The following is a 26,482-nucleotide window of genomic DNA, read 5'->3' as shown; positions in this document are numbered from 1 at the left end:
CATGTCAGTTATCGCGCCGTCGCCGCAGCTGGAAGGTGAACGCGTCGGGGGTCAGCCACGCCTCGCTGCGGTTGACAATGCGTCCCGAATCGGCGCGTGTCAGCTCGCTGAGTTGCAGCAATGCGGTTTGAGCGCCGCCGAAGCGGTCGGCCATCGCGCGGTCGGGGATCACCGGGGTGAGAGTGCAGTCGGAGTAGGCGGCGCTGTGGTGGGCGAGCAGCACGTCGAGCACCGATCCTTTGAACGAGCGGCGGATCTCGTCGGTGCCGAGGACGTCGTCGGGAACGTAGTCGACTATCCACGCGATCACGCGGCCGTCGATCAGCTTCGTGCGGCTCACTCGGGTAAAGCCGTCCGCCCCGTCGAACACCTCGCAGCTCTCGTCGTCACCACGGGCGAGATGGACGATCTCGACGTCGCCGGTATCGATCGGATGACCCGAGTTGGACGCGAACGTGTCGAAGGAGACCAGTCGGTCCAGGCCGGAGCTGATGGCTTCGGGGCGCGGCAGCACCCAGGAACCCGATCCGCGCACGATGCGGATGTAGCCGGCATCTTTGAGCCCCTGCATCGCGGTCCGGATGGTGACCCGCGACGCACCGAAGATCTCGCAGAGTTCGTTCTCGGACGGCATCTTGTCGCCCGGGTGCAGCCTCCCGGAAAGAATGAATTCGCGAAGGATGGTGTCCCGGATCTCCGACTGCAGCGGGCGCCGCGACTTTATCCGCGAAATATCTTTACTCGCAGACGATCTCGTTCCAGCTGGCATCCCGGTCCTCCCTGCGCGCGAAGAACTGGACCCGGTGGGGAGTTCGCGCTCCTGGCACCGAAGACTAGCAGAACCGCCCGCAATTGGTATCTTGACAGTTGTCATACAAGTTAATAGCCTGGTCCCGTCGAAATGTGAAGGAGTCCGTCGTGCCCGAACCCCGTGTTCTTGCCAATGCGCTGCATGCGCCGTCCCGCGTGGGGGAGCTGAGCGCCGAGCCCGCGCGATTTCACCGGACCCTGCCCGGCTATGCGCCCACACCGCTGATCGACGCGCCTGCGGCCGCCCGCGAGCTGGGTGCCGCGTCGGTGCGGGTCAAGGACGAATCCGCGCGGCTGGGCATGCCGTCGTTCAAGGTGCTCGGGGCGTCCTGGGCCACCTACCGGGTGCTACTGGCGCACCTCGGTGCCACGCCGGAGGAAATCCCGACGCTCGACGCTCTGGCCGAGCGCGTCAAGGGCTCGGGCCTGCGGCTGTGCGCCGCCACCGACGGCAACCACGGCCGTGCCGTCGCGCGGATGGCCAAGTTGCTCGGCCTCGACGCGACCATCCTGGTGCCCGGTGACATGGTGGCCGAACGCATCGCCGCGATCCGGAGCGAGGGCGCCGATGTCGAGGTGATCGACGGCGGGTACGACGACGCCATCGCTGCCAGTGCCGCCCTCGCCTCCGACACCACCCTCGTCATCTCCGACACCTCGTGGGAGGGCTACACCGAGCCGCCGGGCTGGGTCATCGACGGCTATTCGACGATGATGGGCGAGGTGCTCGACCAGTACCGGGCCGAGGGTCTGACCCCGCCGACCGTGGTCGCCGCGCAGATCGGCGTCGGGGCATTCGCCGCCGCGGTGGCGCGGGCATTCGCCGGTTCGGAGGGGACCCGGCTCGTGGGCGTCGAGCCCACCGACGCCGACTGCGTGGCCGCCAGCATCGAACACGGTGAAGTCACCACCATTCCGGGCCCGCAGCTGTCGATGATGGCCGGACTCAATTGCGGCACACCGTCTCTCATCGCCTGGCCCGACGTGTCCGCCGGCTACGACACCTTCGTCACCATCACCGACGACCAGGTTGCCGACGCCATGCGGTTGCTCGCCGTGGACGGCATCGTGTCCGGTGAAAGCGGTGCGGCCGGTCTGGGCGGTCTGCTGGCGCACCGGGATGTGCTGGGCATCAACGACTCCGATTCGGTCCTGGTGATCTCCACCGAGGGCGCCACCGACCTGGCCAACTACCGCAGCATCGTCGGCGCCGAAGCGAGCCCGGCATGACTGGCGCGACGGACACCGCGGTGCTGCGCATCGACTCGGAGCGGCTCTGGGAATCGCTGAGCGAGCTCGGAGCGGTTGGTGCCTACCATGATTCGGACACCGACCTCGACGGTGTGCGCCGCCTAGCACTCACCGACGACGACATCGCCGGCCGCGAGCTGGTGCTCGGTTGGATGCGGGACGCGGGCCTGACCATCCGAATGGACGCCATCGGCAACGTGTACGCGCGCCGCGCCGGGCTCGACGATTCGCTCGCCCCGGTTCTCGTCGGCAGCCACATCGACTCGGTGGCCACCGCCGGCCGATTCGACGGATGCCTCGGCGTCCTCGGCGGCCTGGAGGTCGTGCGTACCCTCAACGATCACGGGGTGGGCACCAGACGCCCGTTCGAGGTGGCGATCTTCACCGAGGAGGAGGGCGCCCGGTTCGGCACCGACATGCTCGGCAGTGCCACCGCCGCCGGTCGTATCCCATTGCAGCAGGCCCGTTCCCGCACCGATCGCGACGGCGTGAGCGTGGGCGAAGAGCTCGACCGGCACGGCCTCGTCGGCGACCAGCCGGTCCCGATGCCGGCGCAACCCCACGCCTACCTGGAATGCCATATCGAGCAGGGGCCGATCCTCGCCGAGCACAACACCGAGATCGGTGTGGTGCGCGGCGTACAGGCGATCACCTGGCTGGAATTGGAGATCTCCGGCCGCGCCGCCCACGCCGGTGCCACCCCCAACTCGCTGCGCCGTGACGCAGAACTGGCCGCCGCGCTCATCCGGGTGCGTCTCGACGAGATGGTGACCTCCGGCGACTACGGCGTCATGCTGGCCACGGTCGGACGGCATGAGACGACACCCAACCTCATCAACATCGTGCCGTCCCATGTGCTGATGACCGTCGACCTGCGAAACCACGACGGTGACGAGATGGATCGCGCCACGGACGATCTGCACGAGTACCTGCGCGCCGTCGAGGAACGCACCGGCACCACCATCTCGGTCAGTGTCACCGCGCGGACCCCACCCGTGCACTTCCCTCCGCAGATGCAGGACCGGGTGGCCAAGGCCGCCGTCGATCTGGGTCTGAGCAGCGAGGAGATCACCTCCGGCGCCGGTCACGACGCCGGCGAGATCGCCGCGCTCTGTCCCGCGGGAATGGTCTTCGTCCCCGGGCTCTACGACGGCATCAGCCACAACCCGCGTGAGTACTCGACGCCCGAGGCCTGCGCCGACGGCATCAACGTGCTGCTGCACGCGGTGCTCGACCTGCTGGAGGACTGACAGCGCGAGCATGACGACGCCCCTTGACGTGGTCGTCGGCGTGGGTCAATAATTCATCGCATGATGAATTCATCGAGTGGTGAGTTATCACCGGGGCAGGTGGCGATCCGCTGTGCGGGTGTGTCGGTCCGTCGGGGCGGTCACCAGGTGCTCAGCGGCATAGACATCGCGATCCCACGTGGCGCGATCACCGGACTGCTCGGTCCGTCGGGCTGTGGGAAGACGACGTTGATGCGGGCGATCGTCGGGACGCAGCGGAACGTGTCCGGGTCGGTGGAGGTTCTCGGGCAGCCGGCCGGCGCTGCGGGACTTCGGGGATCGGTCGGGTATGTCACCCAGGCGGCGTCGGTGTACACCGACCTCACGGTTGCCCAGAACGTGCGCTACTTCGCCACCATTCTCGGATCTGAAGGTGCTGTGGCCGAGACGATTTCGGTGGTCGGTCTCGACGATCAGGCGGACCGGAAAGCAGGGGCCCTCTCGGGTGGGCAACGCAGCCGCGTGTCGCTGGCGTGTGCGCTGGTGTCGCGGCCACAGGTGCTGATCCTCGACGAACCGACCGTCGGGCTCGACCCGGTGCTGCGCGCCGACCTGTGGCGACGGTTCCGGCGCCTCGCCGACAGCGGCGTCACGCTGCTGGTGTCGAGCCACGTCATGGACGAGGCAGAGCAGTGCGACAACCTGATCCTGATGCGCGAGGGCGCGCTGGTCGCCGAACTCACCCCCGACGAATTACGCACTCGGACAGGGCAGACCAATCTTGAGCGGGCGTTCCTGGCTTTGATCGAGGAGAGTGAACGATGAACAATAGTGCAACGCAGTCGGTTTCATCCGCGCCGATCCACCCGGGGCTTCTCGGTGCCACCGCGGTCCGCGTCCTGAGACAACTGCGTGCCGACCCGCGCACCCTCGTGATGATGCTGATGATTCCCACCGTCATGATGACGTTGCTGTACTTCATGTTCGACGACCTGCCCGGCGGCAGCGGCCGTTTCGATCAGTTCGCCACCCCCGTGCTGGGCATCATGCCGTTCGTGACGATGTTCCTGGTGACCTCGATTGCGATGCTGCGCGAACGCAGTTCGGGAACCCTCGAACGTCTGCTCACCACCCCGATCAGCCGATTGGATCTGCTGGGCGGATACGGTCTGGCGTTCTCCCTCATGGCCGCGGCGCAGGCGATCGTCGCGTGTGCGGTCACCGTCGGCCTGCTCGGGCTGACCGTCGAAGGCTCGATCTGGCTCGTCGGTGTGGTGGCCGTGCTGTCGGGGACGCTGGGAGTCGGGTTGGGCCTGCTGTGCAGTGCGTTCGCCAACAGTGAGTTCCAGGCCGTCCAGTTCATGCCGGCGGTCGTCTTCCCGCAGTTGTTCGTGTGCGGACTGTTCGTGCCCCGCGCCGACCTGCCCGGTTGGATGGAGGCCATCTCCGCTGTTCTGCCCCTCACCTATGCGGTTGATGCCCTCAAAGAGGTTGCTGCCCATACGAACCCGACCGGAGCACTGTGGCGGGACGTGGCCGTCATCATCGGTTGGGTGATCGTGGCTCTGACGCTGGCGTCGGCAACGCTGCGCCGGAGAACCGAATGAGCGGACGCCGCGGTGGGCGTCGCCCCGGATCCCCTGACACCCGCGGCCTGGTGCTCGCGAATGCGCGAAACTTGTTCGCCGAACGTGGATTTGCAGGAACATCGGTGCGTGCCGTTGCTGACGCTGCGGGTGTCGACGCCGCCCTCGTCCATCACTACTTCGGCACCAAACGCGAACTGTTCCTGGCCGCTGTCGCCATCCCGCTCGACCCCGAAACCCTGCTGACGGCACTGACATCGGTACCCCGCGACCGACTCGGCGAAACAATGGTCCGGGCGGTCATCGGCTTCTGGGACGGCGACCACCAACAGGCCGGTATCGCCCTGCTCAAAGCACAGGTCACCGACCCCGACTCGACGATTCTACGGACCTTCCTCGGCGACATCGTCACCAATGCACTGGCGGCCAACGCCGAACTCGACCCCACCACCGCGGCCACCCGCACAGCCCTCGCAGTAAGCCAGATCGCCGGAGTCCTGTTGCTGCGCTACATAGTCCGCCTGGAACCGATCACGTCGATGAGCCTCGACGACCTCGCCGCCCACATTGGCCCGACCGTCCAGCACTACCTGACGGACCCGCTGCCCGAATGAACGCCAAGGCGATGCTGACCGTGCGGTTGATCCCGGAAACCGGGTTCGGGAGCACACTGACCGACTGTGCCCGAATCCGAGCGGTGCGCGAAACATCGCAGTACGTTGGTGGGACGATTCCAGGCGAACTTCCTCGCCGAAGAGAAAGGGAGTCCCCCATGCCGACACCTGTTCATGCCGCGGTCTTGAGTGGCGTCGACGAGCCCTTCGTCTTCGCCGACCTGGTCATCGGCGACATCGAGCCCGACGAGGTCATCGTGAAGATCACCGCGGTGGGTCTATGTCACACCGATCTCGCCGTGCAGCACGGTCATATTCCCGCGGCGTTCCCGATCGTCCTCGGCCACGAAGGGTCCGGTGTCATCGAGCAGATCGGCACCGCGGTCAGCGGTTTCGCGGTCGGCGACGCGGTCGCGCTGTCGTTCGCGGCGTGCGGCACGTGCCGTAACTGCCTGGCCGGACGCGAGGCCTACTGTGTCAACTTCATGGCACTCAACTTCGGTGGCGCCCGTGAGAACGGCACCACCACGCTCGCCGACGCGGACGGCAACCGGGTGTCGAGCAACTTCTTCGGTCAGTCGTCGTTCGCCACCCACGCTGTCGCGCAGGAAAAGAACCTCGTGAAGCTCCCCGCCGGCGTTCCCGTCGAACTCGTCGGTCCGCTTGGCTGCGGGATACAAACCGGTGCGGGCACGGTGCTCAACTCGCTGGCGGTGCCCGCGGGCGGCACGATCGCCGTCGCGGGCACCGGGGCGGTCGGCCTGTCCGGGATCATGGGTGCCAAGGTCGCGGGGGCAACCACCATCATCGCCATAGACATTCTCGACGAACGTCTGGAGGTCGCGGCAAGCCTGGGCGCCACCCACACCATCAACTCCAAGGACGCTGATCCGATCGAGAAGATCATGGAGATCACCGGCGGCGGAGTGGATTTCGTGCTCGACACCACCGGTGTCGCTCCGGTGATCGCGTCGCTGATCCAGGCCGCGGCCTTCGGCGCCAAAATCGCCCTCGTCGGCGTTCCCCGGCCCGGTTCGTCCATCGACCTCGGCCTGGTGTCGGCGACGGGCAAGACGATCATCGGGGCGATCGAGGGCGACGCGATCCCGCAGACCTTCATCCCGCAGATGCTGAGTCTGTACGAGGCCGGTCTATTTCCGTTCGACAAACTCATCACCACCTACCCGTTCGATCAGATCGAACAGGCCATCGCCGACACCGCCTCCGGAAAGGCAGTGAAAGCAGTCCTGGTGATGCCGTAGGGGAGCGGGAGCCGCTACAGGCCGAGTCGGCGTAACTGACGGTTGGTGGACGGCCGGTCGAACGCCGCCGCGTCGAGCGGCTTGGCGTCGTCCATGCCCGCCCATTCCCGGAGTTCCTGGCAGCGGGGATCGTCCGGATCATTCACCGCGGCAACGAAATCCAGCCAGCCACCCGGTCCGCCCACATCTTCGAGCGGTGCCATCCCGGCGCCATCGGTGATGTAGGCGGGCTCGTCGGTGCCGGGTGATGACGTCTTTTCGAGGGTGATGACGTGCCGCCACCCGTCGCCGAAGTCATACTCGTAGATCATCCGGTTGCCCGGTGCGGTCAGGAAGTCGCCGATCTCCGATTCGTCCTCGGCATGAGCACATCCGACGCTGTCGGCGAGTTGGTGGTCGGGCACGAAAGTGCATCCGTCCGCGGTGAATTGATGCAGGTGGCTGTCATCCCAGTCGAAGGTGACCTGAAGGATCTCGTGGAACTCGTCAAGTGTTGTCTCCGAATCGAGTTCGATGCGCCGCCACACCTGTGGCTCGGTGCCGTCGAGGGCGACACGCACGGTGAGCAGTGCCGGTTCGGCGTCGTCGATGCCGTCGGCGCCGTCCGGTGCGGGAATGGCCATGACCACCGCCGGCCGAAGCGCTTCGGGGACCACGAACTCGTCGTCGACGACGCTCACCCAGCCGTCGTCGACGGCATCATCGAGGAGTCGGAGGGTGTCGCGGACGACTGTGCGGTCGACGCCGTGCAGTTCTGGCCACATGTTGATGTGGTGCTTGCCCGCCGGCAGGCCGGTCATTCCGCCGACTATGACGCTGGAGAACGTGGACACCAGTTCCGGGTCGTCGGCGATCTCGTCGAAACGCATCCCGATCCAGGAGGCCAGGCCCAGCCGCAGGACCTCGATCGGCGCGTCCGGGTGCCACAGCGCAGCCGCTTTGCCGGGCACCGCGCGCACGCCGTTGACTTCGATCACCGCGATGGCCCGGGCCTGCTCCCAGACATCACGCAGCGGCGTACATGAACTCATGCTCCTCGTGCTCGGCGACAGTTCGACCGAGAGTGCCTCGGCGAGTTGCGGGAGCAACGCCGGCTTGAGCCACAGATGTGGGGTGGTGGGGCGTTCGTCGCCGATCCACGCTGCCAACTCGATGAGCCACGATACCGGCCTGGTCGCGAGCAGAGCCGCCCGCTCGTCGTCCTCGTCAACATCACCGATCATCGCCGCCGACTGTTCGAGGCCGACGGCCGACATTAGTTCCGTCCGCGCGTAGTCGGCGACGTCATCATCGCCGGCCCACAGGTCTTGTTCATCGAGGTAGCTTAGATAGGCTTGTGCGGACAGTGCGATCGCGCGCGCCTGGTCCAGCGACACGTTGTCCTCGGACTGCATGTACTCGAGGAAGCTGACCATCGCGTCGATGTCGGCGATGGTCCAGGCAGTGGGGTCGAAACGGGGGTGTGCCTGTCGTATCGCGGCGACGATGATCTGGAGTTGCGCCAGCAGACTGTTGGTGGTCGTCATGTCGCCGTCGAAGATCGTGTCGGCGACCCAGTCGGTGAACTCGTCGACGTAGGGGATCGGCGGCGGACCGAACAGCGGGACCACATTGGAGTCCCGCTCGCCGCCGGCACTCTTTGCCTTACGTCGGGCCCTGCGCTTGGCCTTGTCCTGCGATTTGCTGCTCATCGGTGCCACAGTCTACCGGCAGGATCGTGCCGGGTGATGGTTGTTACAGTCGGCCGAGCAGCTCCGCCTTCTTGGTGGCGAACTCCTCGTCGGTGAGTATTCCCCGTTGGTGAAGTCCCGCAAGGGATTCGATGGCGGCGAAGATGTCGTCGGAACCACCCGGACCGCCCGGGGCGGAGGGAACCGGTTCGGCGATCGGCTCCACGTACGGTTCAGGTGCGGGCGCGGCGACCGGGGTGGCGGCGACCTGCCCACCGGTCAGCTCGATCAGCGAGGTGGTGTCGAAGGTGCCGAACTGGCTGGTGAACGAGACCGTGCCGGCGAGCCCGCCGTGCTGTTGCTGGACCCCGCCGATCTGATGCTGACCGGTGTCGTAGACCCTTGTCACACCGCCGGATTCGACTGCCAGACGAGCGGTGGCCGGGAAGACCGCGTATCGCGCCCCGTTCTGCGCGCCCGTCGAACTGGGTACGCCGAGGTCGGCGGGCCACCAGTTGCCGGCGGTGAACCCGCCTATCTGCGACCCACCCACCCCGGCCGGGGCGGGCGGAAACACGATGGTGGTGGCCAGCAACTGCGACAGCTCGTTGCACAGATTGTCCACCCGCGCCTTGAGGTTGTTGTCGAACATGTTGCCCACCATGGTCATTCCGCCGCGCATCCACTGGCCGGAGCCGCCGAGCTCGGGAATGGAGAACTGCGCCATGGTGCCGCCGCCGGAGTTGACGGCGTACAGCATGGCCACCACCGCATCGGTGGACAACCCGTACCGTGCGGCGATGTTGCTGACCGACTGCTCGGCTTCCGGGGTGAGTGCGGCGGTCATGGGTCACATCTTCTTTCGCTGACGACAGGAACCCGTCCAGTCTAGGCGCGCCTGCCCGGATGCCGCCGGGTCAGCGGGCGATGTTCACCCCGCCGTCGACGGTGATGGTCGACCCGACGACGTAGTCGCCGGCGCGGGAGGCCAGGTAGATCGCGGCAGCGGCCATGTCCTCGGGCTCGCCGACGCGCCGGGACGGGATGTGGCCGGCGATCAGGTCTCCGTGGTCGCGGGCCTCCTTGTTCATGTTCGACGCGAAGGCGCCCGGCGCGATAGCGCTGACGATGATGCCCTCGGGGGCGAGCTTCACGGCCATCCGCTTGGTGAGGTGAATCAGGCCGGCCTTGCTGGCGTGATAGGAGTAGGTCTCCATCGGGTTGAGCGACTGTCCGTCGATGGAGGCGATGTTGATGACCTTGGCCAGGTGCCCGCCTCCGGCCCCGGCCAGCAGCAGTGGCTTGAGCTTCTGGGTGAGGAAGAACGGTGCCTTCACGTTCACGTCCATCACCTTGTCCCAGCCGGCTTCGGGAAACTCGTCGAATCCGGCGCCCCACGCGGCCCCGGCGTTGTTGACGAGGATGTCGAGGGACTGCTCATGTGCGGAGTACGCGGCGACGAGCTGTTCGATGCCCTCGGTGGTGGACACGTCGACGGGCAGCGAGACGCACTGTCCGAACCCGAGCGCCGACAACTCTTTGGCGGTCTCGTCGCAGGCCGCGGCCTTGCGGGCGGTGATATAGACGCGGGCACCCTGCCGCAGCAGCCCCTCGGCGATCATCTTGCCGATGCCGCGCGAGCCGCCGGTGACCAGCGCGCTGCGGCCTTCGAGGGAGAACAGCGTCGTCGTATCCATGGGGTTTCCTTCCGGGGCGAGCGAAGCGACGGGAATCGGTCCGCTGACTTGAACCTCAATTCAAGTTAGCCGAAAGGCGGGCCCGAGCGAAAGCCGCAGCCCCACGTCGCCTGAGCGAGGTGGGGCTGCGGGGTACTGCGGTAGTGCTTTCGTGCCTACTTGGCGGGAACGACCTTGTCCTTGACGGTCACCTCGGTGGTGTCGGTCTTGGGATCCCAGGTGATCTTGCCGTTCTCGAAGGTCGACTGCTTGAGGCCGCCCTCGTCGGTCTCGTCGCTGGTCGGCGCGCCGAGCGGTCCGGTGGAGCCGCTCTTGCCCGACTCCGACGGGTTGCCGGTGTCGTCACGCTTGACGTTCCAGGCGTCGCGGATCTTGCCCCAGGTGATGAAGGCGTTGTCGCCCTTGGACGAGATCACGCCGCCGTCGAACTGCTGGAAGGTCATTCCGCTGTCGCTGGTGCCGGAGGTATCGGCGCCGGTCAGCGGCTTGCCGAGGTCGGCCCGCTGCTTGTCGGTGGCGGCGTTGAACTTGGCCGCGATGGCGCCGGTGAGCGTCACCTCGGTGCCGTCGGCGGCGGTCAGTTTGACGTCCTTACCTGCGGAGGCGTCGGCGGAAGTGGAGGCGTCGGCACCCGCTGAGGCACCGGCAGAGGCGTCCGCGCTCGCTTCTGCGGACACCTGCACCGACGAGGCCGCCGAGGACGAGGCGTTGTCGTCGTTGTCGTCGCCGCAACCGGCGACAATGAGTGCGGTGGCGGCTACCGCGGCTGCGGCAGCGGCGGAGCGTCGAAAGACCTGATGCATGAAATCCCCTACGTGTGTTCCGGTCGATCGGATGATCGTGTCCGCGCGGCTGCGCAAACCCTCGGCCATGTTACGTCAGTGAACCTAGAAATTGTAGATAGCAAATCCCGGGGATTTATGCTAAGGCTTACTAACGATTTACCCAACGGGGCGCCGGAGACTACAGCGTCCAGGGCGGCACGATCCGGTCGCCGGACGGGGTGGTCGCGGTCAGTCCGACGACCGTCGTGACCCACAGCTGCGCTTCGGTTTCCGAGTCGTTGTCGAGCTTGACGTTGCTGCCTGCGGGCGCGAAGATCACCGATCCCGATGCCACGCGTGTCGGCGTTCCGTCGAGGGTGATGGTGGGGGTTCCGGCGAGTACCAGGAACACCTCCTCGTGGTCGACGGTGTGTGGTTGCCCGGCGGTTCCGGGGGTGACGGTGGTGCGCCAGGCGCACAGTTCGGTGCTGCCGGCCGACGGCGCGACCACCGACTCGAATCGAGCACCGTGCATCTCGTGCGGCCGGGCGTCGGTCATGGTGAATACGGGCATGTCGGGAACCTCCGAATAAAATAGACAGCCTAACTGTCCATAATTAAGTCAGTTAAGCTGTCTATATGTCAAGGCGTGCTGTTCGGGCGGAGGAATTGTCGCTACTACTGATGCGGGCGAGTTCTGCTGTGGCCGAACGGATCAACGATGCCGTGATCGCTTCCGGTCACCCCGGACTGCGGCCCGTGCATGGCCTGGTGTTCGCCCGCATCTCCGGTGCCGGCGCGTCGATCAATCAGATCGCCGAACACCTCGGCGTCACCAAACAGTCGGCATCGGCCATCGTCGATGCCCTCGTCCGCGATGGATACGTCGCGCGCCGGCCCGATCCAGCCGACCGTCGGGCCTCGATCATCGAACTCACCGCCCGTGGGCGGCAGGTCACCCGCGCCGCGTCGCGCACAGCCGCGGCCGAGGTCGAGCGGCTGGAAACCCGGTGGGGCCCGGTCGCACTGAAATCGTTCACCGGCATGCTCGATGACCTCGCGGGCGACGGCACTCCCCGTCCGGTGTGGTGACGCCGTGTGGTGATGGGACGCGACACGACGAAGTGGCAGGGAACGACCTGGCCGGTTGGACAAAATTCCTGGTCCAACCGGACCAAACCTTGCCCGCAGCAGCGCGTCGTGTGGTGTCCTACACGGACGGAGTCGGCGCCTGCCTGGCAGGCCACACTCGATGACGCGGCCGCCGGCCACACGAGACACGGCCACCGGCTACCCGAGTTTATAAGTACAGCTAACCAGTCACACAACCTTCGTGAGGGGATTTCACATCATGACCAGCGCCTCCCCGGCCCTAGACCAGGCCGCGTTCACGTCCGCGGCAGATGCCGTGCTCGCCTCGGCCGTCGAGGGCGACGCCCGCGTCCCCGGCGTCGTCGCGATGGTGACCGACCGCGACGGCAACATCTACGAGGGTGCCGCGGGGGTACGTCGTCTCGGCACCGATAATGCGATCACCACCGACGACGTGTTCGCCATCTTCTCCACCACCAAGGCGTTCACCGCGACCGCCGCGCTGCAGCTCGTCGAGGCCGGTCAACTCGACCTCGACGCACCCGCCTCCGACTACGCACCGAAGATCGGCGAACTGCAGGTCCTCGAAGGATTCGACGACGCCGGCAACCCGGTGCAGCGTGCGCCCAAGTCGGTGCCCACCACCCGCCAACTGCTCACGCACACAGGCGGTTTCGGCTACGATTTCTTCGACGTCAACTACTGCAAGTTGGCTGAGGAACACGGCCAGCCCAGCGTCATCACCGCCACGATGGCCGCGCTCACCACGCCGCTGCTGTTCGATCCGGGCGAGCGCTGGCAGTACGGCACCAACATCGACTGGGTCGGGCAGGTCGTCGAAGGCATCACCGGTAAGCGTCTCGGAGCTGTGTTCGCAGAGAAGATCTTTGCCCCGCTCGGCATCGAGAACGTGAGTTTCGAACTGCGCGACGACTTCCGGCCGCGCCTGGCCGAGATCCACGCCCGCGGCGACGATGGCTCGCTCACCCCGATGGACCTGGAACTGCCGTCGCCGCCCGAAGTCGACATGGGTGGTCACGGGCTGTACGGCACCGTCGGCGACTACATGAAGTTCATCCGGATGTGGCTCAACGACGGTGCGGGCGCGAACGGCCGGGTGCTGGCCGAGTCGACCGTCGAGATGGCCGTGCAGAACCACCTCGGTGACCTGCCGGTGACCGAACTGCCCGGCGTGATCCCGTCGCTGTCGAACACCGCGGAATTCTTCCCCGGACAGTCCAAGTCGTGGTCGCTGCCGTTCATGATCAACAACGAGAAGGCCCCCACCGGACGTCCGGCGGGCGCGCAGGGCTGGGCGGGTCTGGCCAACCTGTTCTACTGGATCGACCGCGAGAATGGTTTCGGCGGCTACTGGGCCACCCAGATCCTGCCGTTCGGCGATCCGACCTCGTTCACCAAGTACATGGAGCTCGAAACAGCCTTCTACGACGCCCTCGGCTGACGGCCTTTCGCCGGTTGAGTCACCAAGGCAATGCCCCCCCGGTGACTCAACCGGCGAAAGGGGCTACACGTATTTCTGGACGTGCGGCAGAGCGTCTTTCGGGGTCTTGCCCTGGAATCCGTCACCGAGGGCGGTGAGTTTCCAGTCGCCGACCTCCCGTTTGATGACGGCCATCGTCACACCCGTGTACGGCATTCCGCCACGCAGGGTGTAGCGGGCCAGTTCGGCGCCGGTGGTCAGATCGACGAGCCTGCAGTAGGCGTTGTCGACCTCCTCGAACGTCTGACCGCGGTACGAGGTGACGATGAAGACGAGCGCGTCGATGCTGGGTGCGACGTTGTGCAGCGCGACGGTCACCGACTCGTCGTCGCCGTCACCGTCGCCGGTGAGGTTGTCGCCCGAATGCTGGATCGAGAAGTCTTTGCTCTTGAGTTGCCCGAAGTAGACGACGTCGACGCAGCGGCCCTGCGAGTACATCAGCACCGAGGCGTCCAGGTCGATCGAGCTGGCCCGGCTGCGCCCGAACATCGACTTGGCCTGCGCCGGGTCCCAGCCCAGTCCCATCTGCACGTCGGTGAGTTTGACGCCACCCTCCTTGCGCAGGGTCACCTTCTGACCCTTGACCAGGCTGACGGGCCGGCTCTTGCTGAGACTGATCTCGGGCGGCGGACCGTACCCGGCGGGCGCCCCCGTGGGAGGCGGGAACGACTGCGGAGGCTGGTATGCGGGGGCGGGCTGTTGGTAAGCCGGTGCCGGCGCGGGCTGCTGGTACGACGGCGCGGGTGCGGGCTGCTGGTAGGCCGGTGCCGGCGCGGGAGGTGGTGCCGGTGCGTCGTCGACGCTCACCCCGTGATCGCGGACCAGGTCGGCGAACCCACCCGAGTAGCCCTGCCCGACGGCCCGTACCTTCCAGTCGGCATTGCGGCGGTAGATCTCCAGGGCGATGACCACCGACTCCGACGACAACTCGCCGATCGTGTACGAATACAGCTCGCGTCCAGAGGTATCGCTGACGCGGGCGGTGGGCGCGGCGAACCTCCCGAACGACGACGACGCGTCGTCGAGGGTGATCACGGCGCGGATCGCGTCGATCTCGGCCGGGACCTGGCCGGTGCTGACGTGCAGTTGCGCCAGGCCTGCAGCGGGGACCAGCCGCACGCCGGGGCCGGTGGGCTGGTTGAAGAACACGAAGTCGTTGTCGGTACGCACCTTGCCGGAAGGGGTGACCAGCAGGGCGGACACGTCGGCAGCGGTGCCGACCTCGACGGACAGGACGACGTCGGGTGTCGGCAGCGGGGCGTTCTGCCCCTTCGACAATGCGGTCACGATGGCGGCTCCCTCAGGTTTGGTGTCGCAGGTGTTGCCGACCACCCTAGGGCATGTCTCCCAAGTCACGATTCGGGCAAGTGCGGCATGGCGGGTCGGGCGGGTCGATCAGGCGGCGCTTTCGCCGGGTATCGCGGCGTGGAACCAGGCGAGGATCTCTTCACCGGCCAGCGCGCCGACCGTCTCGGTTACGCGCACGTGGTCGCGCTGGAAGTCCAGTTCGTGCAGTTCGCCGTGCGCGGGCCGGATCCCTCGGTCCGCGGCCTCGAGCAGGTCGGCGTCGAGCAGTCCGTCACCGGCGGCGAGCACGGGCGCCGCCGCGGCCAGGGTGCCGTCGTCGATGAGTCTGCGCCGCACCTCGGCCAGCGCCGCGCTCTTGGTGACGGTGGCTGGCTGGGCGTAGATCTTGCGGCCCTGCTGCGATACGGTCCAGCCACGCTCGGCGCACCAGCCCGTCCAGTCGGCCAGGAACCCGGCCGGTTGCCGTTCGGTACGGACGACGATGTAGCAGAACAGCTCGTCGGCGATGCGGAACTTCTTGACCCACGATTGATCGATCCGCGATTCGAGTTCGGCGACGACGGTGCCGAGATCTGCTCCCGCACCGGATAATTGGCTGTCGATGTGGGCGCGCCAGGACTTGTCGTCGGCGCCGTCGGTGATGATCCTGCCGCCACTGGACACCACGGCATACCGGAATGGTCTGCCGGGCAGTGCGATCCGCCGGTACTGCTTGGGAGTTCGGGTGGTCACCGGCACTACCGGTGCCGCCGCGGCCAGCGTGTCGAGCAGGTCGACGGCGTCGGCCGTCATGAACGACAGTGGCGCGTCCTCGTGGATCTCGACGCATCGCAGGTCGAGTCTGCCGAACTGCTCGGGCCCCATCGCGGCCTTCGAGAAAATCATGGTGCGGTCGAGGTCGGTTGCTATGAGCGGCACGGTCATTCGGTGTTCTCCTTGATCAGTCCGACACACGAGTACGCCAGTCCGTGCACTACTTCGACGGGGACGTCGCGCTGGGCGGCCAGCAGCCGGATGTGGTCGTGTTCGGGACGGTCGGGTGCGTCGACGAGGATCTTCCACGGCACCCGCCGCAGCAGGACCCGGGTGGTTTCTCCCACACCGGGTTTGACGAAGTTGATGGACCCGAGGCCGTACTCGTGTTGAATCTTCTCGATGGAATGCCAGCCGGCCCAGGTGGGTTCCCGGTCGGAGGCCAGCACGTCGGCGCACTGCCGCGCGGCCGCGTCACGGACCGCGGTGAATCGGTCGGCGACCGTGTCCAGCAACAGATTCGACACGTCGTAGGGGGTCAGGTCGCGGTAGAACTTGGCGCCGTGGAATTCTCCGGGCCCGATGTAGTCGCTGTTGAGCACCGTACGTGATACCAGCCCGGACACCGTCGAATTGAGGCAGGCCGAGGCGATGAGGAAATCGTCGCGGGTACCGAAGGTGCGCACGCAGTATCCGGGGTCGGCGAGGACGGCCAGGTCGTCGGACAGTGCCGGACCGCCGGCCGCCGCGTACTCGGCGAGTGCGGCGGTGAGTTCCTTTGCGATGGCGCCCTTTCCGGTCCAGCCGTCGACGAACACCACCGACTCCGGACGGTGCCGGGAAACGATGTAGTCGAGCGCCACCGAGTCGATACCGCGGTCCCGGACGATCGAGATGGTGTAGTGCGGCAGGTCGAGCCCATGGATGCGGGCCGCCCAGCGGCGCATGAGGATTCCCACCGGGGTGCCGGCCCGGGCCAGCGACACCAGCGTCAGATCAGTAGCCCCGGACTTGGCAACTCTGTCGGTGATCAGCAGGTCGGTGACGGCGCCGATGGCGGTGGCGAGCCGGTCGGCGCTCTCGGACAGCGCTGTGCGGAACAGCTTCTGGTACTCCTCGTCCGGCTGGAACTCCACCGGCAGCGATTCGGCGTAGTGTGCCCGGCCCGACTGGATGGCCCGTTCCCGGTCGGCGATATCACCTTCGAGCGCGACGTGGGACAGATCCTTGAGCAGCCATGTCACCTCCCCCGCGGCGTAAGAGCCGAAGTCAGGGCCGGTCAGCGGTGGCGTGGTCATAGTGCCTCCCTGGCTGCGCGCAGTGTCTGTTGGGACGGTGTATCCACCACGGCCACAATCACATTGTGTCCGGCACGGGCCAGCACATCGGCCAGGCCGCCGGAGCCGTACAACTCGTCGGTGTCGGCGGGCCGGTCACACACGAACACCACCTGAGAACCCCGTGGATCGGCGGCGTCGACCACCGCGTTGTAGAGATAGCGTTTCGCGCTGTGGTCCCCCTCGGGAGCGGGGAACTCGAAGCCACGCCGCAGCGGGTACCCCGGCTCGTCGAGGACATATGCGGGTGAGCGCGTCGATGTCTGATAGCGCACCGTAAATCCCTCCTGCGCAAGATATTCGGCCACGCATAGCGGTAGGTACATGAACTCCTCATGCCCGACCACCACAACCGGCGCCGACGTGTCGAGTACACCAGCGATGGCGGCACTCACCGCGGCGGTGGCCTCGCCGAATGCCGGACCATCGGTACGGAGGAACCCGTGCCGACCGCCGTCCGGAACCTCTGCGGGCCAGGGAATCCGGACCGTCTCCAGGCCTCCCGTGGCAGGTCCGACGGGATTGAGTGCGGGTGCAGCCAGCGCACACACCTCGTCGGTGAATCCCTTTGGAAGATCGATACTTCCGTGCGCGAGAGCGACGAACTCGACGCTTACACCCAACTCTGCCGCATCAACCTCGCACTGCCGCTGCTGGTCGGCATCTCGCATGTCCACCAGCGAGGCCACGACGTACGACGGCCGTGGATACTGCTGGTGCAGTGCGGCTATCGCCTCCAAAGCGGTGGCGCCGGTGGATATCTCGTCGTCGACGAGTACCAGCGGCACCTCGGTGCCCGGCGCATCGGGGGTGAACAGTGCGGCGTCGGTGGGTTCGATGAAGTGGGTGGTGGCGTGCGAATGCCCCTCCTCGAATGTCGCGGTGACGCTCACCCCGTCGGCGCGCCGCCGTGTCGAATGCAGGTAACAGGCCGCACTCATCCGGTCGGCAACGCAGTGACCCAGCCCGGTGGCCGTCTCGGCGAATCCCAGAACTGTTGCAGCAGATGACTTTTCCATGCCAATATGTTCGATGACCAGATCGGCGAGCCGATCCGCGGCACCACGCACGAGAGCCGGGTCGGTGGGAATATGCTTGCCCAGCACCGTCGACACCAGCAGGTGTGCCCGCTTGGGGTTGCGGCGCAGGCCCAGCCGTACCAGGTCGCCGATACCGTCACCGCCCAGCAGGACACCGAAAGTATCGCTCACCCAGCTGCTTTCGAGAGATGTGCTCACGCCGGAACCAGCGCCGTCAGCAGATCGACGAAGGTGATGTTCGGATTGGTCACCCCGAAAACGTGCGCCCGGTCGAGCACACCCTGGGCCCAACGACGGTGCGGTTTCAGCTCATTCATCTTGTTGCGATAGGTCGAGGTGCGCACTCCGCCGGCGTCACCGCCCGCGATGTCGACGGCGTCGTGATACTCCTCGTGAGTGACCGCCGACAGTGCGTGCACGGCCGCCACGTGGGTGGGATGGATGACGGTCTTACCGTGCATGCCGTTGGCCCGGTCGAGTGCGATCTCGCGGAGCAGGCCGTCGATGTCGCGGCTCACCAGGTGCTGCCGGAACAGCACCGCGTCGTGGTCGGCGAACGGGGTCTGCCGCAGCGTGGGCCGGAACAGCCGCTCGTGTTCGGCGAAGTACTCCCACACCGGCCCGGTGATGATGTGGCCGGTGTCGCCGGCGCGCCCGAGGTAGTTGATGATGCTCGCGATGGCGTCGGCGGCCACGCGCACGTCGTAGATCGTCAGGTCGCGGTCGCGGCGGATGCCGAACATCCCACACATATCGGTGGCGCCGATCCGGGCGGCCAGGACGTGAGATCGATACTCGCCCAGGATCTCCGCGATAGACCCGAGCTCGATGTCGCGGGTCTCCCGGTACACGATCTCCGGCGATTCCAGGACCGGCATCGCGTACAGGTGTTTGTCGAGCACCTCCGAGGCCCGCACTACCGCGTCGAGCCCGTCGCGGGCGATGGCCGAGGTGAACTTGGGCAGCACGAAACCCGACAGGGCGGTGCGTCCGGGGCCCAGTTCGGCGGCGATCTTCGGGATCCGTTCGGGGGTGCGGGTGCGCACGAACAGCAGCATCGCCGCCGCCGGCCCATCGGCGAGTTCGTCGAGGGCGGCCACGGCACAGGCGGCGGCGTGGTCCTCCTCGTCGTCGGCGACGGCGTCCTCGAGGTCGATGACCATCGACGTCACCCCGTTGGCGAAGCGCCGCTCGATGGTGCGCGCCAGATCGGCCCGGTTGCCGGGCACGTACAGCGTGGCGCCCAGTGCCAGGGCCAGCACCCGCGTCGGATCGTCGTGCCCGACCGGCTGGGGGCTATGGAGAAACAGGCGTTCGACGACGGCGTCGTCGAGGTGATGGAAGTGCCGGAATCGGGGCGTGCTCATTTCGCGGCGAGTTGTCCTCTCATGCGGTCGATGATCTCGGTGATCCTGGCATCGACCGCGCGAAGTTCGGTCCAGTACGCCCAGTAGTCGGGGTGTATGCGGCCGAGCGTCGTTCTTGCCCGGTCGATGCGGTCGCCTTGAGCGTCGAGCACAGAACCCCAATCGTCAACCAGAGAATTGTTGACGGCGAATTGTTGCGCATCCCGCAATCGGAACCTCACTTTGCGTTCATGCCCGGCCGGATCGGCGCGCACATCGCGCAACGTGCGCAGCCGATCGAGTACCTGGTCGACCGCCCGCTGCGCCTCGTCGAGATGATCGCGGGCCCGCTCGGCGTCGGTGATGGCCACGTCAGGGTCGGTGCGCACATGCCGGCGGGCCTGTTCGATGTCGTCGCGGGCTTCGGTGAGATGGCCGTCCACCGCACGCTGATTGTCGCGCAGATCCTTCGAACAGTCGGTGCTGAACTCGCGCAGCAGTGCCGACAGCGCGTCGGGCATCTGTGTCGCCCGGTGGCCGACGGCCGACATCCGGGTTTCCACCGACCGAATGACGCGGTCGGCCTGCTCGGGCAACGATGCGGCCTCGGTCAGCACGCCGTGCAGCCGCTGGGCCGCCGCGGTGACCGCCGCCGCCTCCCGACGACGCTGGGGGATCGTCGTGGCGGCATCGAGCCGGGGCAGTCCCTCGCGCACAGCGCGGGCGGCGCCGTCGACGGTCCGGAGCCTGCGCGCGGCGCCCGGCGCCTGATCGAGTTGGGAGAGTGCTTGGTGGGCAGCGACTTTCGCCTGGTGGGTTTCGTGGCTCGCGAGGCTGGCGGCACCGGCGGCCGAGGTCAGTTCGTTGTGGTGGACCTGGCCGAAGCGGGCCATGTCGCCCGAGAGAGCACCGATGGCGTCGATGCAGGCGGTGATCTCCGCCGGCGACGGCGGCCGGGTGTGGTCACGGGCGCCGGGATCGGGTGTCGCGGTCAGCCGCAGGTACTCACCGACGATCTGAAGTTGCCGGTCGCGTAGCGGCGGCCAGTCGCGAGCGGCCGGCGAGTTCGGGTTGATCTCGCGGGCCGGCGCGACGGCGGCGTCGATCTGCGTGAGCTGTCGTTCGAGGTCGAGAAAGGCCGTGGTCAGCGCGCCCAGCTGTTCCTGCACCTGCGCGCCCTGCACACGCGAGCGCCCCCCGAACACGCGTCTGACGAAGTTCCCGGCCACGGCACCGATGCTAATCGGCGCATGTCGTGTCGGTCGGACGGCGGACAACGCGATCTGATGCTCCGCCGGGCATTCCGCAGCGCCCGTCGGTGTGTCACTATCTGACTCGTGCAACTGGTACAACGATCCAAGCGGGTGCTCGAAGCGCACCTCGCGGGCACCTCGGTGCGTGCGCTGAGCGGTTCGATGGTGGCCTATGAAGGCCAGGTCACGTTCAAGTCGGCCGGATTCGGCGGCGGTGCGGGCGTGGTGGCCGGCCTCAAACAGAAGGCGACCGGCGAATCCCTGTCGCTGATGGAGTGCACGGGGCACGGGGTGGTGTACTTCGCCCACGATGCCGCCGAGGTGACCATCATCGACCTCAACGGTGACACGCTGCAGGTGGAGTCCGAGCAGTTGCTGCTGCTGGCCGGAAACCTGACCACCAACGTCACTTTCGCCGGTGTGCGAGGCATGGCCGGTGGTCAGGGGCTGTTCACCACCACGGTCGCCGGACAAGGGCAGGTGGCGCTGCTCTCGCGCGGCGGGCCGCTGATCCACCTCGAGGTCAGCCCCCAGTACCCGCTGGTCGTCGACCCCGACGCGTTCGTGTGCGCCCGCGGCCAGCTCACCCAGTCCTTCGACACCGATGTGTCGTGGCGCACCGCCGTCGGCCAGGGCAGTGGCGAGGCGTTCTCGCTGCGCTGGGCCGGCACCGGCGTCGTCTCCATCCAGCCGGCTGAACGATAGGAGGCCCAGCGGTGTTCACAGCGGTCAACAGCAAGGTCGTTTCGGTCAATCTCGCACAGTCCGGGCCCATCGTCGCCCGGCGCGGCGCGATGCTCTTCTACACCGGGCAGGTGTACTTCGAACCCCATCAGGTCCCCGGCGGGGGTGGGGGCATGGGCGGCGGGATGATGGGCGGGATGGCCGGTCGCATGCTCTCCGGCGAACATGAGGCCACGATGCTCGCGCAGGGAAACGGCGTGGTGCACTACGGTTTCCGCGGCATCGAGGCGACGGTGGTGAACCTGGGATCGGTCGGCGGGCAGATGCGCGTCGAGGCGTCCCGGCTGCTCGCCCGCACCGCCGACATCCAGGCGTCGATCGTGTCGGTGGCCTCCTCTGGCGGCCAGGGCGGTGGCGGGGGCGGTGGCCTGTTCGGGTCGCTGCGTAACGCGGCCGCGGGCGCGATGACCGGGCAGGGCATGTTCACCACCCAGCTGATGGGTGCGGGCAGCGTCGTGGTGCTCGGCCACGGCGGCATCTTCGAGCTTCCGGTGAACCCCGGCGGCGCGGTGCTCGTCGACCCGCAGGCGTTCGTCGCCTCGGCCGGACAGGTCAATTCGACGCTCAAGTCGGCGATGAGCTGGCGCAACGTCGGCCGCGGCGGCGGGGAGTCCATGCAGCTCGAATGCACCGGTCAGGGCGTGGTGTACGTGCAGGCATCCGAACAGAAGATGTGAGTGGAGAAACAACTGTGAGCGTGTACAACACGGTGTGGAATCCGCACACCCTGCCCAGTGACGACAACATCGAGGGCAACAAATATGCCTACTGCATCGACCTGACCCAGCCGTGGTTCATGTCCAAGGGCGCGATGATCGCCTACTACGGGCAGATGCGGTTCACCGCGCTGACGCACGGCCTGCAGGGCGGTCTGTTGCAGATGGTGGCGCAGCAATTCTCGGCGCCCCTGTATCTGGCCGACTTCGTCGTCGCCGAGGGCCAGGGCAAGCTGGTCATCGGTGACCGCGGCTACGACATCAACTCCTACGATCTCGACGACGGCAACCTCACCATCCGGTCGGCGAATCTGCTGGGCTTCCAGCCGACCCTGTCGATGAATCAGTCGATCGTGCCGGGCTTCGTCACCCTGATCGGCAGCGGCAAGTTCCTCGCCTCCTCCAGCGGGCCGGTGATGTTCATCGAACCGCCGGTGCGGGTCGACCCGGAAGCGCTGGTGGGCTGGGCCGATTGCCCGTCGCCGAGCCATCACTACGACGAAGCGTGGGTGAACGGTTTCATTGCCGCCGCCGGCCGCCGGATGGGCATCAACTCCGGCGAGGAACGGCAGTTCGATTTCACCGGCGCCGGAACGGTACTGGTGCAGTCGAGCGAGAAGGTCATCAACGACAGCTCGATCGTCCGGTCGATCCAGGGGCAGCTGGCCGGACTGTCGGCTCCCGGGCTGCAACAGATCAACCAGCAGATCAACATGCAGCTCGGCCAGCATCAATAGCGTCGGATAAAGGATCGAATCCGGCGTCGGCAGCGCCCAACCGCCGGTGCGATGTGGAACGATGCGAGGGTGTCTTCCGGTAACCCCTTTGGGCCTGGCCCCGGCAGTGGCGGCCCCGTGAACAACGGCGGTCCGGGCCGCTCGCCGTTCGGGCCGCCCGGTGGTGGGCGCCCGCAGGGACCACCCCCCGCAGGTCCGTTCGGGCAGGGACCATTCGCCCCGGCAGGAGCCCCGCAGGCCCGTACTGTCCCCGGATACTCGGCGCCACCGGCCCCGGCACAGGCGGACCTGACACCGGTCGGACCGCCCACCGCACTGCTGGTGGCCTCCGGTGTGCTAGCCGCCGCAGGTATCGCGATCGGTGCGCTGTTCTGGGCGCAGTGGCAGAGCCTGATCGGCTGGCTGCTGGCCGGACCGATCGCGATCGGTGTCGTGGCGCTGTTCTCCTCGAAGGACACGATGCGCCGCACGTCGGCGGTGTACCTGCGGCCCGGCTGGATCATGGGCGCCTACGTGGCGGTGATGGTGCTGGTGGCCGCGGGCGTGTTGGTCGGCGCCTTCGGTTTCGCGATCTGGGTGGGACGCCGATGAGGTGGCATGCGCTGGCCGCGACGATCCTGCTGACCTTCCTGGCCACGCTCACCGGGACGCCGGCAGCCGGCGCCGCACCCGACGACCAGTCCGGCATCGACCGGTTCGGTGCGTGCATGGCCGGCGCCAAGGAAGGCCGGGTGCTGCTGCTGGTCGACGAATCACGCAGCCTCGCCGTCACCGACCCCGACGCCGCGCGCGTAGCCGCGGCCAAGTTCCTCACCGAACAGCTCAGTACCTATGCCACCGACACCGGCGTGTCCCTCGACGTGGCGATCGCCGGATTCTCCGACACCTACAGCGAACGCAAGGGCTGGACCACTCTGTCGGAGAAGTCCCTCGATTCGATTACCGCCACCCTCGACGGGTTCGCCGACCGCGCGGGCGGCACCGACACCGACTACTGGCTCGCCCTCGACGGGGCCCGCAAGACGATGCAGTCCGGTGACGCGCCGACGTGCCGGATGATCGCCTGGTTCACCGACGGCAAGCTCGACTTCACCATCCGGTCGAGCGCGGACAAGCCGTACGCGCCGGGCGTCTCCCTCGACACCGAGCAGGACCGCAAGAAGATGGTCGAGGCGGCCAAGACCAGTCTGTGCCGTCCCGGCGGCCTCGTCGACCAGGTGCGCTCGTCCGACATCATCACCGTCGCCATCGGCCTGGCCGGCAAGGACGTCAAGGCGGCCGATTTCGATCTGCTCAAGTCCATCGCCACCGGTGAGCAGACGTCCACCGGCACCTGCGGTGACGTGCGCAGCCCGGTGCCCGGCGACTTCTACCTCGCCGACGACATCGACGAACTGCTGTTCACCTTCGACAAACTCAGCACCCCGGGACAGCCGCCGCTGACCAACGAGACCGGAGCCTGCGCTGTCAAGGTGTGCGACTCGGGCAAGCATCGTTTCGTGCTCGATTCGTCTGTCGGCAGTGTCAATATCCTGGCCAGTGCCGACCGCACCGGCCTGACCCCGGTGCTGGTGTCCCCGGACGGCACCGAAACGCGCATGGCCGGTGACAAGCAGGGCAGCGCCGAGGTGGGCGGGGTGACGATCGCTTACGACTTCCCCGGTGACAAGGCCGTCGCTGTCCGGATGACCAACTCACAGGCGGCGCAGTGGCGTGGCGCGTGGGCGCTGGTGTTCATCGCCCCCGACTCCGATTCCGCGGCAAAGACCAAGTCGCAGATACACATTCGTGGTGATCTGACGGCCACCTGGCTCGGCGGGAAGAACACCGCCCTGCATTCCGGCAACACCGTGGACATGAAGTTCGGCCTGCGCAACGGTGCGGGCAAACAGGTCGACCCCGCCGGCATCCCCGGGACGGCGTCGCTGACCACCGAACTCGTTCCCGCGTCGGGTAAGGCGATCTCCATCGGGCGCGACATCCCCAAGGGCCGTATCGCCGCGGCCCGATCGCTGGATCTGGGTTCGGTGGCACCCGGCCGGGCCACGCTCCGGATGACGCTGTCGGTGACCACCGCATCGGCCCGCGACAGCGACGGCACGCTCGTACAGGGCACCGCGCTGTCGCCGTCGACGGTGGAGCTACCGGTCACCGTCGACCCACCTGTCGGCTACCCCAAGGTCGACGCCAAGCTCGACTTCGGCACATTCGAGGGGGAGGGCACCACGACGGCCACCCTGAAGGTGACCGGCCCGGGCTGCGTCTGGCTCGACAAGACCACCGTCGTCGCCGCACCCGACGGCGCGGACGGCCTCGCGATCAGCTCCGACGCCGCGGCCAAGGACTCCTGCGTCAAGGTCGTCGACGGCGCGTCGGGTGAACTCACCGTCCGCATGGCCGTACCGACCGCGGTCAACGGCGACGTCAACGGCACCCTGCGGGTAATGCTCGGACCCGAGCAGGCCGGCGAGCAACCGATCGCCACCGAGGTCCCGTTCACCGCCGCACTGCAGAAGCCGCTGAACACCACGAACTTCCTCATCGCACTGATCGTCGGGCTCGTCCTCGGGCCGCTCATCCCGCTGCTGGTGCTGTACGCGGCCAAGTGGCTGACCGCCCGGATTCCGGGCCGCGCGTTGCGGGCCGAACAGATCCAGGTCCGCGTCGACGGCTCGTCCGTCATGCGCGACGGCGCGCCGTCCCTGACCCGCGACGGCGGGCCGTCCCTGACCCACCGTGGCCGGCCGCTGGCCGTTCGCGACGACGAGTTCGTCCAGCTCGTGCCCGGCACCGGGTCTGCGACGCGCCGGCTCGACCTGGGCGGGATCTTGCTGCGCACCAGGATCGGCCGGTCGCCGTTCGGCACCGGGTACGTGGTGGCCGCCGCGCCCGGTCTGGCGGGTGCGGCCGGCCGCTCCGGTGACCGGACCGGCGCCACGCCCGACGCCCGTCTGCCGCTGGCCGTACACAACACCTGGTTCGTGCTGCACGATCCGCGTGGACCGGAGAACACGGCCACGGTGGTCATGCTCGTCGGCGACGTCGGCCGCGACGTGATCGACCGGCTCGCCACCGAGGTCACCGAGCATCTGCCGCGAGTACTGCCGCAACTGCGCGCCGACGCGCTGCGCAACATCCCCGAGGACCAGCGTCCGGTGGCGCCGTCGGGTCCGGGCAATCCCTTCGGCGGCGGTGGCGGCACAGGTGGTGCGGGCAGTGCTCCGGCCAACCCGTTCGGCCCGCCACCCGGACAGCAGGGGCCGCCGCAACAGTTCCGGCCCCAACAGGGTCCACCCCGACAGGTTCCGCCGCAGCAGGGAGGAAACCCATTCGGCGGCAACCCATTCGGCGGCAACCCATTCGGTCCTCCACCCGGCGGTCCGGGTAATCAGGGTGGTCCGGGAACCGGAGACAGACCGAATCCGTTCGGGTGATGAATCTTTCACGCACGCATAACCAAGTGATCCGACCGGATCACGGCGAGGGGTTGAGGGACATATGAGGCGACTACTGATCGTCGGCTGTGGCGGATCGGGCGGCGCGACGCTGGCCTACATGATGGATCAGCTGCGGTCGGACCTGGCGGCACACGGTATCGGTCGCATCCCGGCCGGCTGGCAGTTCGTCCACCTGGACGTGCCGACCTCGCCGTCGCGGGTCGAGGGTGTCGGCTCGGTCCGCGATCAGGACGGTGTGTACGTGGGCACCGGACCCGAAAGCGACAGCTACAAGGTTCTCGACAACGCGCTTTCGCAGCGCCTGGCCGCCGGTC

At 67.3% G+C, this 26,482-nt stretch carries 26 protein-coding genes; 14 read left to right on the top strand and 12 right to left on the bottom strand.

Features of this window, described 5'->3' with window-relative positions; translation table 11 throughout:
- Nucleotides 1-4: 4 nt before the first annotated feature.
- Nucleotides 5-769 (bottom strand): GntR family transcriptional regulator, encoded by a 765-nt coding sequence (locus Q0627_RS04320; RefSeq protein ID WP_298807907.1) that lies wholly within the window; start codon nt 767-769, stop codon nt 5-7.
- 149 nt (nt 770-918) lie between these two features.
- Between Q0627_RS04320 and Q0627_RS04315 the strand changes: the two genes are divergently transcribed.
- The 6 genes from Q0627_RS04315 (at nt 919) to Q0627_RS04290 (ending at nt 6,752) form a co-directional block, all read left to right on the top strand.
- Complete coding sequence (locus tag Q0627_RS04315) at nt 919-2,040, top strand: diaminopropionate ammonia-lyase (protein WP_298807904.1); 1,122 nt, start codon at nt 919-921, stop codon at nt 2,038-2,040.
- Nucleotides 2,037-3,311, top strand: coding sequence for a M20 family metallo-hydrolase (locus Q0627_RS04310; RefSeq protein WP_298807901.1), 1,275 nt, complete (start codon nt 2,037-2,039; stop codon nt 3,309-3,311). Before Q0627_RS04315 ends, Q0627_RS04310 begins: the two co-directional genes overlap by 4 nt.
- A gap of 60 nt (nt 3,312-3,371) precedes the next feature.
- Nucleotides 3,372-4,115 carry an ABC transporter ATP-binding protein gene (locus Q0627_RS04305; RefSeq protein ID WP_298807899.1) on the top strand — a complete coding sequence of 248 codons (744 nt, stop codon included), beginning with the start codon at nt 3,372-3,374 and terminating at the stop codon, nt 4,113-4,115.
- The gene (locus Q0627_RS04300; RefSeq protein ID WP_298807896.1) at nt 4,112-4,897 is read left to right on the top strand and encodes an ABC transporter permease; all 786 of its coding nucleotides are present in this window, start codon (nt 4,112-4,114) and stop codon (nt 4,895-4,897) included. Before Q0627_RS04305 ends, Q0627_RS04300 begins: the two co-directional genes overlap by 4 nt.
- Complete coding sequence (locus Q0627_RS04295) at nt 4,894-5,490, top strand: TetR family transcriptional regulator (RefSeq protein WP_298807893.1); 597 nt, start codon at nt 4,894-4,896, stop codon at nt 5,488-5,490. Before Q0627_RS04300 ends, Q0627_RS04295 begins: the two co-directional genes overlap by 4 nt.
- Nucleotides 5,491-5,648: 158 nt before the next feature.
- A complete protein-coding gene (locus Q0627_RS04290) occupies nt 5,649-6,752 on the top strand; it encodes an NAD(P)-dependent alcohol dehydrogenase (protein ID WP_298807890.1) in 1,104 nt (367 codons plus the stop codon).
- Nucleotides 6,753-6,766: 14 nt separating this feature from the next.
- Here Q0627_RS04290 and Q0627_RS04285 read toward each other — a convergent pair whose 3' ends face one another.
- The 5 genes from Q0627_RS04285 to Q0627_RS04265 all read right to left on the bottom strand — a co-directional run bounded on the left by Q0627_RS04285 (nt 6,767) and on the right by Q0627_RS04265 (nt 11,457).
- Entirely contained in the window at nt 6,767-8,443 is a 1,677-nt protein-coding gene (locus Q0627_RS04285) for a plasmid pRiA4b ORF-3 family protein (protein ID WP_298807888.1), read from the bottom strand.
- A 43-nt stretch (nt 8,444-8,486) separates the two neighbouring features.
- Nucleotides 8,487-9,269, bottom strand: a complete 783-nt coding sequence (locus Q0627_RS04280) for an SHOCT domain-containing protein (RefSeq protein WP_298807885.1) — start codon at nt 9,267-9,269, stop codon at nt 8,487-8,489.
- A gap of 70 nt (nt 9,270-9,339) precedes the next feature.
- Nucleotides 9,340-10,119, bottom strand: a complete 780-nt coding sequence (locus Q0627_RS04275; protein ID WP_298807882.1) for an SDR family oxidoreductase — start codon at nt 10,117-10,119, stop codon at nt 9,340-9,342.
- A 155-nt stretch (nt 10,120-10,274) separates the two neighbouring features.
- Nucleotides 10,275-10,922 (bottom strand): LGFP repeat-containing protein, encoded by a 648-nt coding sequence (locus Q0627_RS04270; RefSeq protein ID WP_298807879.1) that lies wholly within the window; start codon nt 10,920-10,922, stop codon nt 10,275-10,277.
- Nucleotides 10,923-11,082: 160 nt separating this feature from the next.
- On the bottom strand, nt 11,083-11,457 hold the full coding sequence (locus Q0627_RS04265; RefSeq protein WP_298807877.1) for a cupin domain-containing protein: 375 nt from the start codon (nt 11,455-11,457) through the stop codon (nt 11,083-11,085).
- Between the two features lie 65 nt (nt 11,458-11,522).
- Here Q0627_RS04265 and Q0627_RS04260 point away from each other — a divergent pair, with 65 nt between their 5' ends.
- Together Q0627_RS04260 and Q0627_RS04255 are read left to right on the top strand one after the other, a co-directional pair.
- Nucleotides 11,523-11,975, top strand: coding sequence for a MarR family winged helix-turn-helix transcriptional regulator (locus tag Q0627_RS04260; protein ID WP_298807874.1), 453 nt, complete (start codon nt 11,523-11,525; stop codon nt 11,973-11,975).
- A 259-nt stretch (nt 11,976-12,234) separates the two neighbouring features.
- On the top strand, nt 12,235-13,437 hold the full coding sequence (locus Q0627_RS04255; RefSeq protein ID WP_291019272.1) for a serine hydrolase: 1,203 nt from the start codon (nt 12,235-12,237) through the stop codon (nt 13,435-13,437).
- A 63-nt stretch (nt 13,438-13,500) separates the two neighbouring features.
- Here Q0627_RS04255 and Q0627_RS04250 read toward each other — a convergent pair whose 3' ends face one another.
- The 6 genes from Q0627_RS04250 to Q0627_RS04225 all read right to left on the bottom strand — a co-directional run bounded on the left by Q0627_RS04250 (nt 13,501) and on the right by Q0627_RS04225 (nt 20,489).
- Entirely contained in the window at nt 13,501-14,763 is a 1,263-nt protein-coding gene (locus tag Q0627_RS04250; RefSeq protein WP_298807869.1) for a TerD family protein, read from the bottom strand.
- 108 nt (nt 14,764-14,871) lie between these two features.
- Entirely contained in the window at nt 14,872-15,708 is an 837-nt protein-coding gene (locus Q0627_RS04245) for an HAD family hydrolase (protein WP_298807866.1), read from the bottom strand.
- Nucleotides 15,705-16,835 carry a cysteine protease StiP family protein gene (locus Q0627_RS04240; protein ID WP_298807863.1) on the bottom strand — a complete coding sequence of 377 codons (1,131 nt, stop codon included), beginning with the start codon at nt 16,833-16,835 and terminating at the stop codon, nt 15,705-15,707. Before Q0627_RS04240 ends, Q0627_RS04245 begins: the two co-directional genes overlap by 4 nt.
- Nucleotides 16,832-18,085 (bottom strand): phosphoribosyltransferase family protein, encoded by a 1,254-nt coding sequence (locus Q0627_RS04235; protein ID WP_298807859.1) that lies wholly within the window; start codon nt 18,083-18,085, stop codon nt 16,832-16,834. Before Q0627_RS04235 ends, Q0627_RS04240 begins: the two co-directional genes overlap by 4 nt.
- Before the next feature lie 23 nt (nt 18,086-18,108).
- Nucleotides 18,109-19,281 carry an HpcH/HpaI aldolase/citrate lyase family protein gene (locus Q0627_RS04230; RefSeq protein ID WP_298807857.1) on the bottom strand — a complete coding sequence of 391 codons (1,173 nt, stop codon included), beginning with the start codon at nt 19,279-19,281 and terminating at the stop codon, nt 18,109-18,111.
- Nucleotides 19,278-20,489, bottom strand: a complete 1,212-nt coding sequence (locus Q0627_RS04225; RefSeq protein WP_298807854.1) for a hypothetical protein — start codon at nt 20,487-20,489, stop codon at nt 19,278-19,280. Before Q0627_RS04225 ends, Q0627_RS04230 begins: the two co-directional genes overlap by 4 nt.
- A gap of 108 nt (nt 20,490-20,597) precedes the next feature.
- On the opposite strand from Q0627_RS04225, the gene Q0627_RS04220 reads away from it, so the two are divergent.
- The 6 genes from Q0627_RS04220 to Q0627_RS04195 form a co-directional block, all read left to right on the top strand.
- Nucleotides 20,598-21,218, top strand: a complete 621-nt coding sequence (locus Q0627_RS04220; RefSeq protein WP_291019249.1) for an AIM24 family protein — start codon at nt 20,598-20,600, stop codon at nt 21,216-21,218.
- An 11-nt stretch (nt 21,219-21,229) separates the two neighbouring features.
- Nucleotides 21,230-21,934 carry an AIM24 family protein gene (locus Q0627_RS04215; RefSeq protein ID WP_291019245.1) on the top strand — a complete coding sequence of 235 codons (705 nt, stop codon included), beginning with the start codon at nt 21,230-21,232 and terminating at the stop codon, nt 21,932-21,934.
- A 14-nt stretch (nt 21,935-21,948) separates the two neighbouring features.
- Complete coding sequence (locus Q0627_RS04210; RefSeq protein WP_291019243.1) at nt 21,949-22,710, top strand: AIM24 family protein; 762 nt, start codon at nt 21,949-21,951, stop codon at nt 22,708-22,710.
- A 117-nt stretch (nt 22,711-22,827) separates the two neighbouring features.
- Nucleotides 22,828-23,301 carry a hypothetical protein gene (locus tag Q0627_RS04205; RefSeq protein WP_298807844.1) on the top strand — a complete coding sequence of 158 codons (474 nt, stop codon included), beginning with the start codon at nt 22,828-22,830 and terminating at the stop codon, nt 23,299-23,301.
- On the top strand, nt 23,298-26,144 hold the full coding sequence (locus Q0627_RS04200) for a VWA domain-containing protein (RefSeq protein WP_298807841.1): 2,847 nt from the start codon (nt 23,298-23,300) through the stop codon (nt 26,142-26,144). The genes Q0627_RS04205 and Q0627_RS04200 overlap by 4 nt, the downstream gene beginning before the upstream one ends.
- Before the next feature lie 64 nt (nt 26,145-26,208).
- The coding region (locus tag Q0627_RS04195) for a tubulin-like doman-containing protein (RefSeq protein ID WP_298807839.1) at nt 26,209-26,482 on the top strand (274 nt) is incomplete at its 3' end.

Origin of the sequence: uncultured Gordonia sp. (assembly GCF_937858515.1) — a bacterium.
Classification (GTDB): Bacteria; Actinomycetota; Actinomycetes; order Mycobacteriales; family Mycobacteriaceae; genus Gordonia.
This window is presented reverse-complemented; position numbering and strand designations above follow the sequence as displayed.